Origin of the sequence: Leisingera sp. M527 (assembly GCF_025141525.1) — a bacterium.
In the GTDB taxonomy this organism is placed as follows: Bacteria; Pseudomonadota; Alphaproteobacteria; order Rhodobacterales; family Rhodobacteraceae; genus Leisingera.
This window is the reverse complement of the sequence record NZ_CP081037.1, coordinates 3950032-3964787: the sequence shown is the minus strand read 5'-3', so window position 1 is coordinate 3964787 and position 14756 is coordinate 3950032. Positions and strand designations below refer to the sequence as shown.

General features: G+C 61.5%; 15 protein-coding genes. 9 read left to right on the top strand and 6 right to left on the bottom strand.

Translation table 11 applies throughout. The features are described from left to right. The first annotated feature begins 97 nt into the window (after positions 1 to 97). Complete coding sequence (locus K3555_RS19475; RefSeq protein ID WP_259988369.1) at positions 98 to 886, top strand: exodeoxyribonuclease III; 789 nt, start codon at positions 98 to 100, stop codon at positions 884 to 886. 158 nt (positions 887 to 1044) lie between these two features. Here K3555_RS19475 and K3555_RS19470 read toward each other — a convergent pair whose 3' ends face one another. After that, positions 1045 to 1515, bottom strand: a complete 471-nt coding sequence (locus K3555_RS19470; protein WP_311200042.1) for a DUF6653 family protein — start codon at positions 1513 to 1515, stop codon at positions 1045 to 1047. A gap of 125 nt (positions 1516 to 1640) precedes the next feature. Here K3555_RS19470 and K3555_RS19465 point away from each other — a divergent pair, with 125 nt between their 5' ends. From K3555_RS19465 to K3555_RS19455, 3 genes are read left to right on the top strand one after another with little or no spacing between them, the layout of a single operon-like run. After that, positions 1641 to 2567 carry a tetratricopeptide repeat protein gene (locus tag K3555_RS19465; RefSeq protein WP_259988367.1) on the top strand — a complete coding sequence of 309 codons (927 nt, stop codon included), beginning with the start codon at positions 1641 to 1643 and terminating at the stop codon, positions 2565 to 2567. Between the two features lie 27 nt (positions 2568 to 2594). Next, on the top strand, positions 2595 to 3239 hold the full coding sequence (locus K3555_RS19460) for an LON peptidase substrate-binding domain-containing protein (protein ID WP_259988365.1): 645 nt from the start codon (positions 2595 to 2597) through the stop codon (positions 3237 to 3239). Then, positions 3236 to 3424: a Trm112 family protein gene (locus K3555_RS19455; RefSeq protein ID WP_259988363.1), complete on the top strand. Its 189-nt coding sequence runs from the start codon at positions 3236 to 3238 to the stop codon at positions 3422 to 3424. Before K3555_RS19460 ends, K3555_RS19455 begins: the two co-directional genes overlap by 4 nt. Positions 3425 to 3450: 26 nt before the next feature. Here K3555_RS19455 and K3555_RS19450 read toward each other — a convergent pair whose 3' ends face one another. Beyond that, complete coding sequence (locus K3555_RS19450; protein ID WP_260006715.1) at positions 3451 to 4677, bottom strand: FAD-dependent monooxygenase; 1227 nt, start codon at positions 4675 to 4677, stop codon at positions 3451 to 3453. Between the two features lie 111 nt (positions 4678 to 4788). Between K3555_RS19450 and K3555_RS19445 the strand changes: the two genes are divergently transcribed. The 4 genes from K3555_RS19445 to K3555_RS19430 all read left to right on the top strand — a co-directional run bounded on the left by K3555_RS19445 (position 4789) and on the right by K3555_RS19430 (position 11209). Then, the gene (locus K3555_RS19445; RefSeq protein ID WP_260006714.1) at positions 4789 to 6120 is read left to right on the top strand and encodes an amidase; all 1332 of its coding nucleotides are present in this window, start codon (positions 4789 to 4791) and stop codon (positions 6118 to 6120) included. Positions 6121 to 6229: 109 nt separating this feature from the next. Next, positions 6230 to 7408, top strand: coding sequence for an aminotransferase class I/II-fold pyridoxal phosphate-dependent enzyme (locus tag K3555_RS19440; protein WP_260006713.1), 1179 nt, complete (start codon positions 6230 to 6232; stop codon positions 7406 to 7408). Positions 7409 to 7524: 116 nt separating this feature from the next. Beyond that, positions 7525 to 10545 (top strand): DNA translocase FtsK, encoded by a 3021-nt coding sequence (locus K3555_RS19435; protein ID WP_260006712.1) that lies wholly within the window; start codon positions 7525 to 7527, stop codon positions 10543 to 10545. 79 nt (positions 10546 to 10624) lie between these two features. Beyond that, positions 10625 to 11209, top strand: a complete 585-nt coding sequence (locus tag K3555_RS19430; protein WP_129372440.1) for an outer membrane lipoprotein carrier protein LolA — start codon at positions 10625 to 10627, stop codon at positions 11207 to 11209. A gap of 175 nt (positions 11210 to 11384) precedes the next feature. Here K3555_RS19430 and K3555_RS19425 read toward each other — a convergent pair whose 3' ends face one another. The 3 genes from K3555_RS19425 to K3555_RS19415 all read right to left on the bottom strand — a co-directional run bounded on the left by K3555_RS19425 (position 11385) and on the right by K3555_RS19415 (position 12582). After that, positions 11385 to 11972 carry a lytic transglycosylase gene (locus K3555_RS19425; RefSeq protein WP_027256819.1) on the bottom strand — a complete coding sequence of 196 codons (588 nt, stop codon included), beginning with the start codon at positions 11970 to 11972 and terminating at the stop codon, positions 11385 to 11387. 183 nt (positions 11973 to 12155) lie between these two features. Continuing rightward, positions 12156 to 12347: a hypothetical protein gene (locus K3555_RS19420; RefSeq protein ID WP_260006711.1), complete on the bottom strand. Its 192-nt coding sequence runs from the start codon at positions 12345 to 12347 to the stop codon at positions 12156 to 12158. Between the two features lie 103 nt (positions 12348 to 12450). Then, positions 12451 to 12582: a hypothetical protein gene (locus K3555_RS19415; RefSeq protein WP_260006710.1), complete on the bottom strand. Its 132-nt coding sequence runs from the start codon at positions 12580 to 12582 to the stop codon at positions 12451 to 12453. Between the two features lie 98 nt (positions 12583 to 12680). Between K3555_RS19415 and hspQ the strand changes: the two genes are divergently transcribed. After that, a complete protein-coding gene (gene hspQ / locus K3555_RS19410) occupies positions 12681 to 13007 on the top strand; it encodes a heat shock protein HspQ (RefSeq protein ID WP_260008565.1) in 327 nt (108 codons plus the stop codon). A 36-nt stretch (positions 13008 to 13043) separates the two neighbouring features. Here hspQ and K3555_RS19405 read toward each other — a convergent pair whose 3' ends face one another. After that, positions 13044 to 14618: a gamma-glutamyltransferase family protein gene (locus K3555_RS19405; RefSeq protein ID WP_260006709.1), complete on the bottom strand. Its 1575-nt coding sequence runs from the start codon at positions 14616 to 14618 to the stop codon at positions 13044 to 13046. Positions 14619 to 14756 lie beyond the last annotated feature (138 nt).

Genomic DNA, 14756 nt, shown 5'->3' with positions numbered 1-14756 from the left:
TGGATTGTTTGAACCCGTAGGCCAATTCATCTCTGGTCCTTCCCGGCCCGGACAGGCAGTATCGCGCCGGAACCCGGATTTCACGATGAGGCGCGCGATGCCATTTACTCTTGCCACTTGGAATATCAACTCGGTCCGCCTGCGCGAACCGATTGTGCAGAAGCTGTTGCAGGAGGAGGGGCCGGATGTGCTTTGCCTGCAAGAGTGCAAAAGCCCGGTGGACAAGATCCCGTTGGACGGCTTTGCGGCTCTGGGCTACGGCCACATGGTTGCACGCGGCCAGAAAGGCTACAACGGGGTGGCAATCCTGTCGCGCCTGCCGATTGAGGATGCAGGGGACCAGGATTTCGCCAGCCTTGGCCATGCCCGCCATGTGGCCGGACGGCTGGAAAACGGAGTGGTGATCCACAACTTCTATGTACCGGCGGGCGGTGACGTGCCGGACCGGGAAAAGAACGAGAAATTCGGCCAGAAGCTCGATTACCTCACGGAGATGCGCGACTGGTTCCAAGCCGATAAACCGGAAAAATCCATCCTGGTCGGGGATCTTAATATCGCCCCGCGCGAGGATGATGTCTGGGACCACAAGAAGCTTTTGAAGGTTGTCAGCCATACGCCCATTGAGGTGGAGCATTTCGCAGACGTGATGGATGCGGGCGGATGGTCCGATGTGACCCGGAACGATATCCCCGACGGCCGCCTGTACAGCTGGTGGAGCTACCGGGCCAAGGATTGGGATGCGGCTGACAAAGGGCGCCGTCTCGACCACGTTTGGGCGACGCCGGATATTAAAAACGCGGCGCATTCCAGCCGGATCCTGCGGGGTGCCCGCGGCTGGGAAAAGCCCAGCGATCATGCGCCGGTATTTGCAACCTTTGATCTGTGACAGCAGGCGGAGCGCTCCCGCCTGATCCGCAACATCCGCAGGATGTTTCTCCTCCGTTGGGGATGGCACTGCGCTGACGCGCAGTGCGGCGCCCGGCCCAACACCGTAAGGGCCCTGGCGCAGCCAGGGCGCGCTGACGGGGACGGGAGCACTGCCGTTTAGCGCAGCCAACGGGCGTATTCGGGGTGTCTGTCCTGCATGTCCTGGTAGAGCCAGACCATCCGGTCCACAAACCACAGCTTACCGCCAACCATCAGCGTCAGGCCGCCAAAGGTGAATCCGGGATCCAAGATCCAAATACCATAGATCCAAGGGATCGCTCCAATGCCCGACGCCCACGCCAGGCCCTTTGCCCAGCCCAGGTGATGGCGCGGTATGGGAACTTGCGCCCGGTTCAGGAGCACCCGCTCGCCAAATGTGCCGCGGGACGCCCAGGTGCCGGTGCTGGCAGGCCGGCCAAAGGCGCGCGGGTTCCACCAGGTCCACGCCAGCACCAGCGAAACGGGTAAAATCGCCCCCCAGCCCAGCCATGCCCGGGACCAGATGGCGAGTGTCATCAGAGGAAGAACTGCCATTCGGCTCACAACGCTCCACGGGTTGGCGTGCCGTGCCCAAGCTGCGTCATCCATACGCATCATCTTTTCAGATAACGCAAAGAGATCGAACCTGCTGCTGGCCATCGGCAAACTCCTCTCTTGGTTTCCGGCGCTTAGGATTCCATATAGGGGGCAAGTTCCAAGCGGAGAACAATCTGATGACCGAAATTCTTGGCAGCACCGCACCGGCGGGTGATCTGATCAAAGACGTGACCGAAGCCACTTTCATGCAGGACGTTGTCGAAGCGTCGATGCAGGCACCGGTGATCGTGGACTTCTGGGCGCCTTGGTGCGGTCCGTGCAAAACCTTGGGTCCGATGCTGGAGGCGGCTGTCACCAAGGCCAAGGGTGCCGCCACCATGGCCAAGATCAACGTCGATGAAAACCAGCGCCTGGCGCAGGCACTGGCGCAGCAGGGGCTGCCGCTGCAGTCGATCCCCACTGTGGTCGCCTTTGTGGAGGGACGTCCGGTGGACATGTTCCAGGGCGCACTGCCGGCATCGGAGATCGAAGCCTTTGTGAACAAGGCCATCGAGGCGGGGGGCGGGTCAGCCGACGGCGGTCTGGGCGAGGCGCTGGAAGCAGCCGAGCTGATGCTGACTGAGGGTGCCGTGGCGGATGCAGCGCAGACTTTTGCTGCCATCCTGGGCGAAGATGACAAGAACGCCGCGGCTTATGGCGGATTGGCACGCGCGCATATCGCGCTTGGCGATCTGGATCAGGCGGAGGCCGTTTTGAATGGCGCACCCGCCGAGATTGCGGATGCAGCCGAGATTGAAGCCGCTCATGCGCAGATCGCCCTGGCGCGGCAGGCCGAGAATGCTGGCCCGGTGGGGGAATTGCGGGCTGCGGTGGACGCGAGTCCGGATGACTTGCAGGCGCGTTTCGACCTGGCGCAGGCGCTGCATGCGGCTGGAGATGCAGAAGCCGCAGTAGACGAATTGCTGGAGCTTTTCCGCCGCGACCGCGAGTGGAACGAGGGCGCCGCCAAGGTGCAGCTCTTCACCATCTTTGATGCGCTGAAACCCAACGACCCGGTGGTTCTCAACGGGCGCCGGAAACTTAGCTCAATGATATTTGCCTAAGACCGGGGCAGCACTACACTCTGTCCCATGATCCAGCCTGCTGATCTGCCGGACACGATTGCCGTGTTCCCATTGCCCGGGGCGCTTTTGCTGCCCCGGTCGCGTTTGCCGTTGCACATTTTCGAGCCGCGCTACTTGCAGATGCTCGAAGATACGCTAAAGACGCGGCAGCGTCTGATAGGCATGGTGCAGCCCTGTCCGGGTCCGCACGGAACCGGGGAGGAGCTGCATGCGATTGGATGTGCCGGGCGCGTCACACAGTTTTCCGAGACAGAAGACGGACGGTACCTGGTCACGCTTTCGGGCGTCTCCAGATTCAGGATTACCCGTGAAGCCAACGGTTTTACCCCCTATCAGCGCTGTGATGTCAGCTGGACAGGATTTGACCGGGACCTTGGCCGTTCCGAGGCGGACGATACCCTTGACCGGTCGTCTTTCCTGGATCTGCTGGAGCGGTTCTTTTCTTCCCGGAGCCTGTCAACCGATTGGGAGGCATTGAAAGACGCGGACGACGAGTTGCTGATCAATTCTCTGGCCATGCTCTTGGAATTCGACACCGAAGAGAAACAGGCCTTGCTCGAAGCGCCCTGCCTTGTCACAAGGCGGGAAACGCTTGTCACTTTGATTGAATTCGCCCTGCGCGGCGGCTCTCAGGAGGAAACCCTGCAATGACCGAGACACAGGCGCCTGCCTTTGACCGCCGGATGCTGGAAGCGCTGGTCTGCCCGCTGACGCAGGCGGTGCTGGAATATGATGCCGCGGCTCAAGAACTGATTTCGCGTGCTGCCAACCTGGCTTTTCCAATCCGCAATGGCATCCCGGTGATGCTGGCAGATGAGGCGCGCGCGCTGGACTGACGCTGCACAAAGGCAGCGCCCAGGCTTTAGATTGGCTGCCCTTTCAGCAACTTGGGCAAGTCGCCGGTCAGGCCCGCAGCCTCGCGCACGAAATTGCGGCGCAGGCCGGGGATCGCTCCCGCCAAGCCCATGCCAATATCCCGTCCCAGACGCAGCAGCGGGTTGTCGTTGGAAAACAGCCGGTTGAACACATCCGTGGCTGCAGCCAGCGAGGCTGTGTCGAACCGGCGCCATTGCTGGTAGCGCTCCATCACCAGGGAGGAGCCGATGTCTTCACCGCGCCGTGTGGCCTCGGTGATCACTTCGGCCATTGCTCCGACATCGCGCAGGCCTGCATTCAGTCCTTGACCGGCAATCGGGTGCATCCCATGCGCCGCATCCCCCACCAGCGCCATGCGGTCGCCGATAAAGCTGTTGGCGATGGTCAGGTTCAGCGGGTAAGTGAAGCGTTTGCCTGCCAGGGAAATCTCTCCGAGGAAATCACCAAAGCGCGGCCGCAGCGCCTGAATGTATTCGGCGTCATTCAACGCGTGGATGGCCTTGGCGGTCTCCGTCCGCTCGCTCCACACGATGGAGGAGCGGTTGCCCGGCAGCGGCAGGATCGCCAGCGGCCCGGGCGGCATGAAGAACTGATGCGCGATGCCGTGGTGTGGTTTTTCGTGGTCAATGGCGCAGACCAGGGCTGTCTGGCCATAGTCCCAGCCGGTGCGCTTGATGCCCGCCCGTTGCGCGGTGCCGCTGCGGCGCCCGTCCGAGCCGACCAGAACCTGACCGCGCAGCTCGCCGCCATCGTCCAGGGTGACCGTGACACCGCTTTGGTCCGGTGCTTGTGCAACCACGGTGCGCCCGGACACCAGGGTGATGCCCGGCGCGTCTTCCATCGCCTGCAGAAAGGCCCGGCGCAGGAAACGGTCTTCAACCATATAGCCCATCGGGCCTTCTTCCAGCTCGGCATGGTCGAAATGGATGAAAAACGGTGACGGGCCGTGGCCCGCATGACCGTCTGTCACCTTGATCTCCAGCATTGCTTGCGCATTGTCCCCGACATGCTGCCAGACGCCGGTCTGCAGCAGCAGCCGCTGCGAGGCCAGCGCCAGCGCGTAACCGCGCCCGTCAAAGCTCTCATCAGCAAGCTTGTCCGGGGTCAGTGCGTCGACCACAGTGACGCTGTGGCCGGTCTGCGCGAGGGCCAGGGCCAGCGCGGGGCCGTTCAGCCCGCCGCCCACGATCAGGATATCAGAGGCATTTTTCATGCCCCGCAATATGCGCCTGCTGGCGGGATTGTCCATCCGGGAAGCGCGGGATTGTGCCTGTGTCTTACTGCCGCTACCGTTTGCATCAACTGCATTTGGGGAGACGGGCTGATGCAAGATTGGCTGACAATGACCGCCGCCGCTTTGGGACGGGGGATTGAGGCGGGTGAAATCGGTCCGGTGGCGCTGACCCGCTGTTATCTGAACGCCATAGATGCCCATCCGCTGAAGGACCGGATCTATACCCAAGTGACCCATGATCGCGCCCTGGCCGAAGCCGAGGCTGCGCAGACACGTGCGGATCTGGGCCTGCGCCGGTCGCCGCTGGACGGGGTGCCGGTCAGTTGGAAGGATCTGTTTGACAGCGCAGGCACCGCAACCGAATCCGGTTCGGATCTGCTGAAGGGCCGAGTGCCGGAACAGGATGCAGCGGTTCTGCGCAACGCAACACTCTTGGGGGCGGTCTGCCTGGGCAAAACCCATATGAGCGAACTGGCGTTCTCTGGCCTTGGCTTCAACCCGATCAAGGAAACACCGCCTTGCGTCAATGATCAGGAGGCCGCGCCAGGCGGGTCGTCTTCCGGTGCGGCGGCGTCAGTTGCCTTTGGTCTGGCCGCAGCCGGAATCGGCTCTGATACGGGCGGTTCGGTCCGTATTCCGTCTGCCTGGAATGATCTGGTAGGGCTCAAAACCACCTCAGGCCGGATTACTCTGGAGGGCGTGGTGCCGCTGTGCCTGAAATTCGATACCATCGGTCCGCTGGCTCGCTCGGTGGAGGATGCCGGGCTGCTGTTAGGGCTGCTGGAGGGAACGGCGGGACCGGATCTGCGCAATCCCGGATCGCTGAAAGGGTGCCGGTTTGCCGATTTGCAAAATGTGGCGCAAAACGATTTGGACCCAAAGGTTTCTGCCGCCCATCGTGATACGCTGCAGCGCCTGAAAGACGCCGGCGCAAAAATCGTGCCGCTGGAGGTTCCAGAGCTGGAAGAGGCCATGGCGCTGAGCCCGATTCTCTACACCACCGAAGCCTACGGCTTGTGGAAAGACGTGATCGAGGCAACGCCGGATCTGATGTATGCGGAAATACTTGAGCGCTTCCGCACCGGTGCGCAGTTCAGCGGTCCGGACTATGTCGCGGCCTGGGCTAAGCTGGAGCAATGCCGTATGGCTTGGGACCAGACAGTGGCCGGGTTTGATGCGGTGCTCAGCCCCGTTTCGCCAATTTTGCCGCCGAATCTGCAACGGCTGCAAAGCGATCATGACTATTACGTGCAGTCCAACCTGCTGGCACTGCGCAACACGCGGATCGGAAACCTGATGGGGCTGTGCGCGCTTTCGCTGCCCACCGGAACACCCAGCTGCGGCCTGCAGGTGCTCGGCCTGCCGGACTGCGAGGAAGCCTTGCTGCGCACCGGTGCCGCGATTGAAATGGCCTTGGCCTGAAAGCCACATTCGGCCCAGCGGGCACTTCACCGGGTGGACGCACCCGCCCGCCACCTGTAACCTGAGGCGCAAACGGGGCGCCAATGATCCTGTGACCGAGGCATTAGATATGGATTTTCCTGAGCGGTTTTCAAACCTGCCAGCCTATGCGTTTCCGCGCCTGCGGGCGCTTTTGGACCATCACACCCCTGGCGGGGATGTGGTGCATATGACCATTGGCGAGCCGAAACATGCGTTTCCGGCCTGGGTCACCGATGTCATCACTGAAAACGCCGCCGGGTTTAACCAGTATCCTAACAATGATGGCACGCCCGAATTGCGCGGTGCCATCGCGGATTGGATTGCCCGCCGTTACGGCGTAACCGCGGACCCTGAAACGCAGATCATGGCACTGAACGGCACCCGCGAAGGACTGTACAACGCCGCCATGGCGCTGTGTCCTGAGCAGAAGAACGGGCAAAAGCCGGTGGTGCTGATCCCGAACCCCTTCTACCAGGTCTATATGGTGGCCACGATTTCGGTGGCAGCAGAGCCGGTATTTGTACCCGCAACAACGGCCACCGGCCATCTGCCGGACTACGGGAACCTGCCCGAGGACGTGCTGAATCGTACCGTTGCGGCCTATATCTGTTCGCCCGCCAATCCCCAGGGTGCTGTCGCGTCGCGCGGCTACTGGACCCGGCTGATCCAGCTGGCCGAGAAATATGATTTCCGCATCTTCGCAGATGAATGCTATTCCGAGATCTACCGCGACGCAGTCCCCGTCGGCGCATTGACCGTCGCCCAAGAGCTGGGCGCCGACCCCGAGCGTGTGGTCTTGTTCAATTCCCTGTCAAAACGCTCAAACCTTCCGGGTCTGCGCTCCGGGCTGATTGCTGGCGGTCCCGAGACCATCAAACGGGTCAAACAGCTGCGCGCCTATTCCGGGTCTCCGCTGCCAGCCCCGTTGCAGGCGGCCGCGGCCAGGGTCTGGGCGGATGAGGTGCATGTGGCGGAGAACCGTGCGCTTTATCAGGAAAAATACACAATAGCTGACGAGGTCTTTGCCGGCCTCAATGGATACATGGCGCCCGAAGCGGGCTTCTTCCTTTGGCTTCCGGTAGAGAATGGCGAGCAGGCCGCACTGAAGCTGTGGCAGGAGACCGGCGTGCGGGTGCTGCCAGGCGCCTATCTGGCGCAAGGCGCGCCGGGACAGAACCCGGGCGAGACATATATCCGGGTGGCGCTGGTCGCCCCCGCCGAGGACACCCGCAGGGCGCTGACCACGCTGCGCGGCTGCCTGTACTGAAATTCTGCTGCGCGGCCCCTGGCTTGGGGCCGCGCAGCCAAGACCAATAAACGGACAGGATCGTGACCTTGCGGGTAACAGCGGGCACGGGCAAAAGAAACGGAACTGAGGTAGGCATGGCATTTCAAACCCGCAGCCGCGATCCGCTGCTCGACAGCAATATGCAGGCGGCTATTGAAAAGCGCGGCAAGGAACTGATTGGGATTGCATTGATCCTCGTGGGGCTGATGGTTGCCGCCATGCTGGGGTCGTATACGCCGGACGATCCGAACTGGACCGTGTCCACCGATGCGCCAGTGCAGAACTGGCTGGGCCGTCCCGGCGCTTCTGTCTCTTTCATCCTGATTACCTTGTTCGGCAAGGCCAGCTGGGCCGTGCCTTTGTTCCTGTCAGCCTGGGGTCTGCGGTTTGTGCTGCACAAGGGCGAGGACCGGGTGGTCTGGCCGCTGCTTTTGTCGGTGCCGTGGCTGCTGGTGGTGGCGCTGCACATGGAAACCCTGAACGCCAGCTCCACCTGGCAGCAGAATTATGACTTCGGCCTTGGCGGCATGGTTGGTTACACCTTCCTTGGCGCATTGCTGGCGCTGCTGCCCGTGGGCCTGCATTTCATGGTGAAAATCATGTCGCTGCTGAGTGCCGCGGGAATGCTGGCGCTTGGCTGCGCGGTGCTTGGCTTCACCTGGCCCGAGGTGAAGAAGGGCCTGCACAAAGTGATGATCGGCCTGATCCTGGGCTATGGCGCTGTGGCCGCATTGCTGGGGCGCGGGGCGTCCAGCGGGCTGCAGGCCGCAATGACCTATCGTAAGGCGCGGGCGGAACAAGCGGAAGAATCTGCCTATGACGCTGCTGACGCTGAGACGGAGATGTTCGAGGATTATGCAGAAGACGCATACATTGCGGACAGCCAGCAGGAAGAGCCGGAAGCGCCTGCCAAAGGCGGTTTGCTGTCGCGTGTGCCCGGCCTGATCCGCCGTGTTGCACCTGCGCCGGAGGCGGACAGCGCCTATGCGGCTGACATGCAGGATGAGGACGCGGCTGAATTTCCGGCTGATGGCGAAGGCGGTGAAGACCGGATTTCCCAGAAAATCGCCAATGCCGTGCGCATTCGCCGGGCAGCAGATGTGCCGCCGGAGCAGGATCCGGCCCTGCCGCTGACCAAAGGCCGCGGCCAGCGTCCCGCACCGCTGATCTACAACCCTGCCATGGACCAGGACGGCCTGCCGCCTGAGCCGCCTCTGACCGCTGCGCTTGCAACGATGCCGCCGCTGCCGGAAGATCCCTCGCCTTCCTGGCAGGCTTCCGCAGAAGACGCCTTTGGTTCGGAAGCATCATATGCTGACCTTCGGGACGAAGATGAGATTGCAGACACCGCTTCGGATCACAGTATGATAGCTCCGGACTACGTCCCGTCCGAGGATCTGCCGGATGCTGCGGAACCGCCTGCGCCAGTTTCCTCCGCGCCCGAACCGCGCCCGGTGCCGGGACCGCGTCTGACCGTTGATCTGCCCGTGGCCGAGCCGCGCAAGGCAGTGGTCGAACAGCCGGCACGCAAAACCGTACAGCCCTCGGCGCGTGCCAAGGCCGAAGCGCAGCCCAATCTGGCGTTCGATGCCAGCGGCAGCGATTTTGAATTGCCGCCGCTGAGCCTGCTGACCAACCCGACCGGCATCGAGCGCCACCACCTGAGCGACGAAGCGCTGGAAGAAAATGCGCGGATGCTGGAGGCCGTTCTGGATGACTATGGCGTCAAGGGAGAGATCACCTCGGTCCGTCCCGGTCCCGTTGTCACCATGTATGAGCTGGAACCGGCACCGGGCCTCAAGGCATCCCGGGTGATTGGCCTTTCTGACGACATCGCCCGCTCGATGTCGGCGCTTTCGGCACGGGTTTCAACCGTGCCAGGGCGTACAGTGATCGGTATCGAACTGCCGAATGAGAAACGCGAAAAAGTGGTCCTGCGCGAGATCCTGTCGTCGCGGGATTTCGGCGACGGCAACCACGCGCTGCCACTGGCATTGGGCAAGGATATCGGCGGCGATTCCATGGTCGCGAACCTCGCCAAAATGCCCCACCTGCTGATTGCCGGCACCACCGGTTCCGGTAAGTCGGTGGCGATCAACACCATGATCCTGTCGCTGCTGTATAAGCTGACGCCGGCTGAATGCCGCCTGATCATGATTGATCCCAAGATGCTGGAGCTTTCCGTTTATGACGGCATCCCGCATCTGCTTTCGCCCGTTGTGACCGACCCCAAAAAAGCCGTCGTCGCGCTGAAATGGGTGGTGGGCGAGATGGAGGACCGCTACCGCAAGATGTCCAAGATGGGTGTGCGTAACATCGCCGGCTACAATGGCCGCGTGAAGGAAGCGCTGGCCAAGGGCGAGATGTTCTCGCGAACCGTGCAGACGGGTTTCGACGACGACACCGGCGAGCCGGTGTTCGAGACCGAAGAGTTTCAACCCGTTGTCCTGCCCTATATCGTTGTGATTGTTGACGAGATGGCAGACCTGATGATGGTGGCCGGCAAAGAGATCGAAGCCTGCATCCAGCGTCTGGCGCAGATGGCGCGGGCTTCGGGCATTCATCTTATCATGGCGACACAGCGCCCCTCGGTTGACGTGATCACCGGCACCATCAAGGCAAACTTCCCGACCCGGATTTCCTTCCAGGTCACCTCTAAGATCGACAGCCGCACCATTCTGGGTGAAATGGGCGCTGAACAGCTCTTGGGTATGGGGGATATGCTGTATATGGCCGGCGGCGCCAAGATCACCCGATGCCACGGGCCGTTCTGTTCGGACGAAGAGGTCGAGGAAGTGGTCAACCACCTCAAGCAATTCGGTCCGCCGGACTATGTCGGCAGCGTTCTGGATGGTCCGGCTGACGACAAGGCTGATAACATTGATGCAGTTCTGGGACTGAACACCGGCGGCAATACTGATACCGAGGACGCTTTGTACGACACTGCAGTTGCGATCGTGGTCAAGGACCGCAAATGCTCCACCTCCTACATCCAGCGAAAATTGGCGATCGGCTATAACAAAGCCGCGCGGCTGGTTGAACAGATGGAGGACGAGGGCGTCGTGTCGGCTGCCAACCACGTGGGCAAGCGGGAAATTCTGGTTCCCGAACAATGAGCTGACAAAATTCTGCCGATGCCGGTCCCGCAGGGATCCGGCATCTTCACTTTTGCAGCAGCGTGCCTATGTTGAGGCCATGAAACGGATTGCACTCGCCTTTGCGCTGACCCTTGCTGCGCCGGCCGCTTGGGCGGCTGAACAGCTTAGCCTCAATGAGATTTCCCGTTATTTGAACGGGATTTCCACCGCAGCCTCCCCCTTCACCCAGATCAATGACGACGGCAGCCTGTCGACGGGCAAGCTTTACATGCACCGCCCGGGCCGGATGCGGTTTGAGTATGACGGCAAGGGCGGTGGTACCGTGGTTGCCGGCGGCGGGGCGGTGGTGATCCACGATCCCAAATCAAACCAGCCGCCTGAGACCTACCCGCTCAAGCGGACTCCGCTGTCGATCATCCTGGACCGCAACGTGAATTTAGGGCGTGCAAATATGGTGGTGGGGCACAGTTTTGACGGCACCTCTACTATTGTGCGGGCGCAGGACCCGGAACACCCGGACTACGGCAGTATCGAAATGATGTTCACCGGTGCCCCGGTAGAACTGCGCAAATGGGTCATTCACGACGGTGCAGGCGGCCAGACAACTGTGATTCTGGGTGCAATGGAAACCGGTCAAAAACTGTCCTCCAGCCTGTTCACCACCAGCGGCAGATCCCGCTAGGGCTGCGGCTCCCGCGCCCGCGGCTGCTCCGGCCTTGCCGGAACAGCCTGGCGGCCTTGGGTCCGGCACCGGGCTGGCGCCCGGTGCGGCTCCGCGTGAATTCAGCGGTTAGGGAGCAATCGCAATATCAGTCCAACGGCTGAGAGGCTTTCACAAAGAAAGCCCCATCTGGATCTCAGCGGAACTTACGGCAGGTCGCGAGCTGGGCTTGATAAGTCTGGGCGCGGGATTCGACCTGTCCGGCAACACGCTGCAGCCACGGTTTGGACCGGTAGCTGCCGCGTGAGTAGCCATAATGCCCCTCGTGGTAGGCGAGGTATTGATTGCGCGCGTCATACAGCTGGATACCGTTCTTTTCGCGGCTCTTGCGCATGTACCAGCCCATGAAATCGGCCGCATCGCTGATCCGGTCGCGCTTGGCCCGCCGCCGGCCGGTATCGCGCCGGTAATCGTCCCAGGTTCCGTCCAGCGCCTGGCTGTAACCGTAAGCACTGGATTGCCGCCCGACAGGGATCACTCCCAGCAGGTACTGGTGCGGCGTGCGGGCATCGCCGCGGAACCGGCTTTCGTGATAGATCGTTGCCATCTGCACATGCACCGGGACACCCCAGCGGCGCTGGGACGCGCGGAAAGCTTTCAGGTATTCGGGCCGCTGCTGAATGATGCTGCACGCATTATCCAGATTGCGCGGCGGCGCTTTGTGCCCGCCTCCGCAAGACGCTACCGCCATGAGGAGAACGAGGGCGCTGATTATTCTGCTCATTGCCTCTGCCCATTTTTGATTTGGGTTATTTTGCGGCAAGTTTAGCGGATTGCGGCAGGTGAGGAAATCACAATTACAGAATCTGGGTCAGCAGCAGTGGCAGCAATGCCGCTGACATCAGGGTTGAGACCACCACAAGCCCGGCCACAGCGCTGGAATCGGCTTCGAATTTCTTTGCCCGGTCTATTCCAGCGCATTGGTCAGGAAGCGCGGTGTTCCCAATTCCTGCCACAGGAACAGCCCGCCCGGAAACGTTGCCCAAACCATCGGTTCCCGGATAGCTTTGCTGCCGGCATTGCGGCCCGCCACCAGATAGATCCCATAGGTGGAGGACAGGATGGCTGAAACAGCAAGTATGACAACGGCATAGCCCAATCCGGTCTATGCCGGCCAGTACTGCATAGGCCTGCCAAGGCGGCCAGCAAAAAAGCCCCGGGCGCCGCCTTGTCCAGCTCCGTTTTCATCAGTTCGGTGAAGATCAGGCAGGCACCGCCAGGGTCATCGTCAACCGGGTGACAAACTGCGTGCGGTACTTGAGCCCGAGTTTCACCCATGTGAACCCGGCCATGGCCGGCAGGAACACCGGGGCGGTGATTTCGAGTACTGTCAAAGCGAGGTTCACAGTCTGTTTCCCTGAAAATTTGCGTCAAGAGTTGGACAATTGCTTGGCGCGCGCGCTATTTACAATGTACGGGGGCGAACATGACCATGATGAGAACACGCGCAAAATACAACCTCGGGCAGGTCGTCCGCCACCGGAAGCACCCCTTCCGCGGGGTGGTCTTTGATGTTGATCCCGAGTTCTCCAATACCGAAGAATGGTATGAAGCGATCCCGGAAGACAGCCGCCCGGTAAAGGACCAGCCGTTCTACCACCTGCTGGCGGAAAACGACCAAAGCTATTATGTCGCCTACGTCTCTGAGCAAAACCTGGTGGCGGACTATTCCGGGGAGCCTATTGGCCACCCGGATGTCCCTGAAATGTTTGGGAATTTCGATGGCGGCGCCTATGCGTTGCACTATCAGCTGAACTGAATTCCGCTGTTTTCGGCCGGCCGGAACTCCCCTTCATCAATATCCCAGCGCGCAGCCGTCTTTGCGCGGATCACTGGCGCCTTCCAGCACGCCCGAGGCATGGATCCGGATCGCCTGCGCGCCGCCCAGCGGCGTGTCCGGCACCACCACGCGATGCCCCATATCCGCAAGCTTCCGGCGAACCTCAGCCGCATAGCCGCGCTCGATTTTCAGCACTCCGTTATCGGCAAAGCAGCGGGGGGCATCGACAGCGGATTGCAGGTCCATGCCAAAATCAACGAGGTTGGAGACCAGCCGGGCGTGGCCGGTCGGCTGATAACCGCCGCCCATGACGCCAAAGGGCATGATTACTTCTCCGTCTTGCTCCAGCATGGCGGGGATGATCGTATGCATCGGCTGTTTTCCTGGTCCGAATTCATTCGGATGACCCGCTTCCAAGGTAAAGCCGGCGCCGCGGTTCTGCAGCAGAATACCGAATTGTTCAGACGCAATGCCCGAGCCGAAACCGTGGAAGATAGAATAGATCAGCGAGACCGCCATGCGGTCCTTGTCCACCACAGTAATATAGACCGTGTCTTTGTGCACCGCCTCGGTTAGCGGCTGCGCTGCCGGCAGGGCGTGCTTGGGGTCGATCAGCGCGGCAAGCCGGGCAGCCGTTTCGGGTGCCAGCATATGCGCCAGCCGGGTGGTGTGATCTAGATCGGCCAGGAACCGGTTGCGCGCATCATAGGCAAGCTTGGCGGCCTCCGCCTCGATATGCGCACGTTCAGCGCCAAACGGATCCATGTTAGAAATTTCAAAATGCTTGAGTATGTTCAGCAGCAAAATCGCAGTTGCACCCTGACCATTGGGCGGATGCTCGGTCAGGCCCAGGCCATTGTACTGGCCGTCAACCGGCTGTGTTGCAAAGCTGCTGGCAGCGGCAAAATCCGCCAGAGTGTGAACGCCTCCAAGCGCCGTCAGCGCGGCCACCATATCTTCGGCCACGTCCCCGGAATAAAAGGCATCCCGCCCGTTTTTAGCGATGCGGCGCAGCACTTCGGCCTGCCCGGGTGTGCGGAACACATCGCCGCTGATGAACGGCTGGCCGTCTTTCAGGTAATGGTGCCGCGCCGCGCCTTGCAAAGCTGATGTGCTGTTGTTCCAGTCGAACGCCGTGCGCGGCGCCACGGGAACGCCCTCTTCGGCATAGTGTATTGCCGGCTGCAGCAGTGCATCAATCCCAAGCTGTCCTTCGCTTTCGGCCAGACGGCAGAACGCGTCAATCGCGCAAGGGATAGTCACCGCATCGGGGCTGCCCAGCGGAACGGTTTCCAGCCCTTGTGCCCGAAGCGCAGCAGCGCTGGCCCCGGCAGGGGCGCGGCCTGATCCGTTCAGCGCCTGGATGCCCTGTCCCGGGCGGGAGTATAGAACAAAGCAATCCCCGCCGATGCCTGTCATTTGCGGCTCGCAAATTCCCAGTAAGACCGCCCCGGCCAGAGCCGCATCCATTGCATTGCCGCCGCGTTTCAAGATATCGACGGCGACGCTGGCAGCTAGAGGATGCGAGGTCGCGCACAGGCCGTTTTGGGCCAAGACGGCTGATCGCCCCGGAAGATGAAAGTCGCGCATTGCCCTGCTCCTGCCGTCACCTTGCAAAGGCTAGGCGCACACGGCGGGAAGGCAACTCAAATCTTCAGCGGCTCTGAAGGAACGGAACGTTACCCTGGGTCAGAAAAGCGGGCCAATGGAAGTATCCCCGGTGCCGCG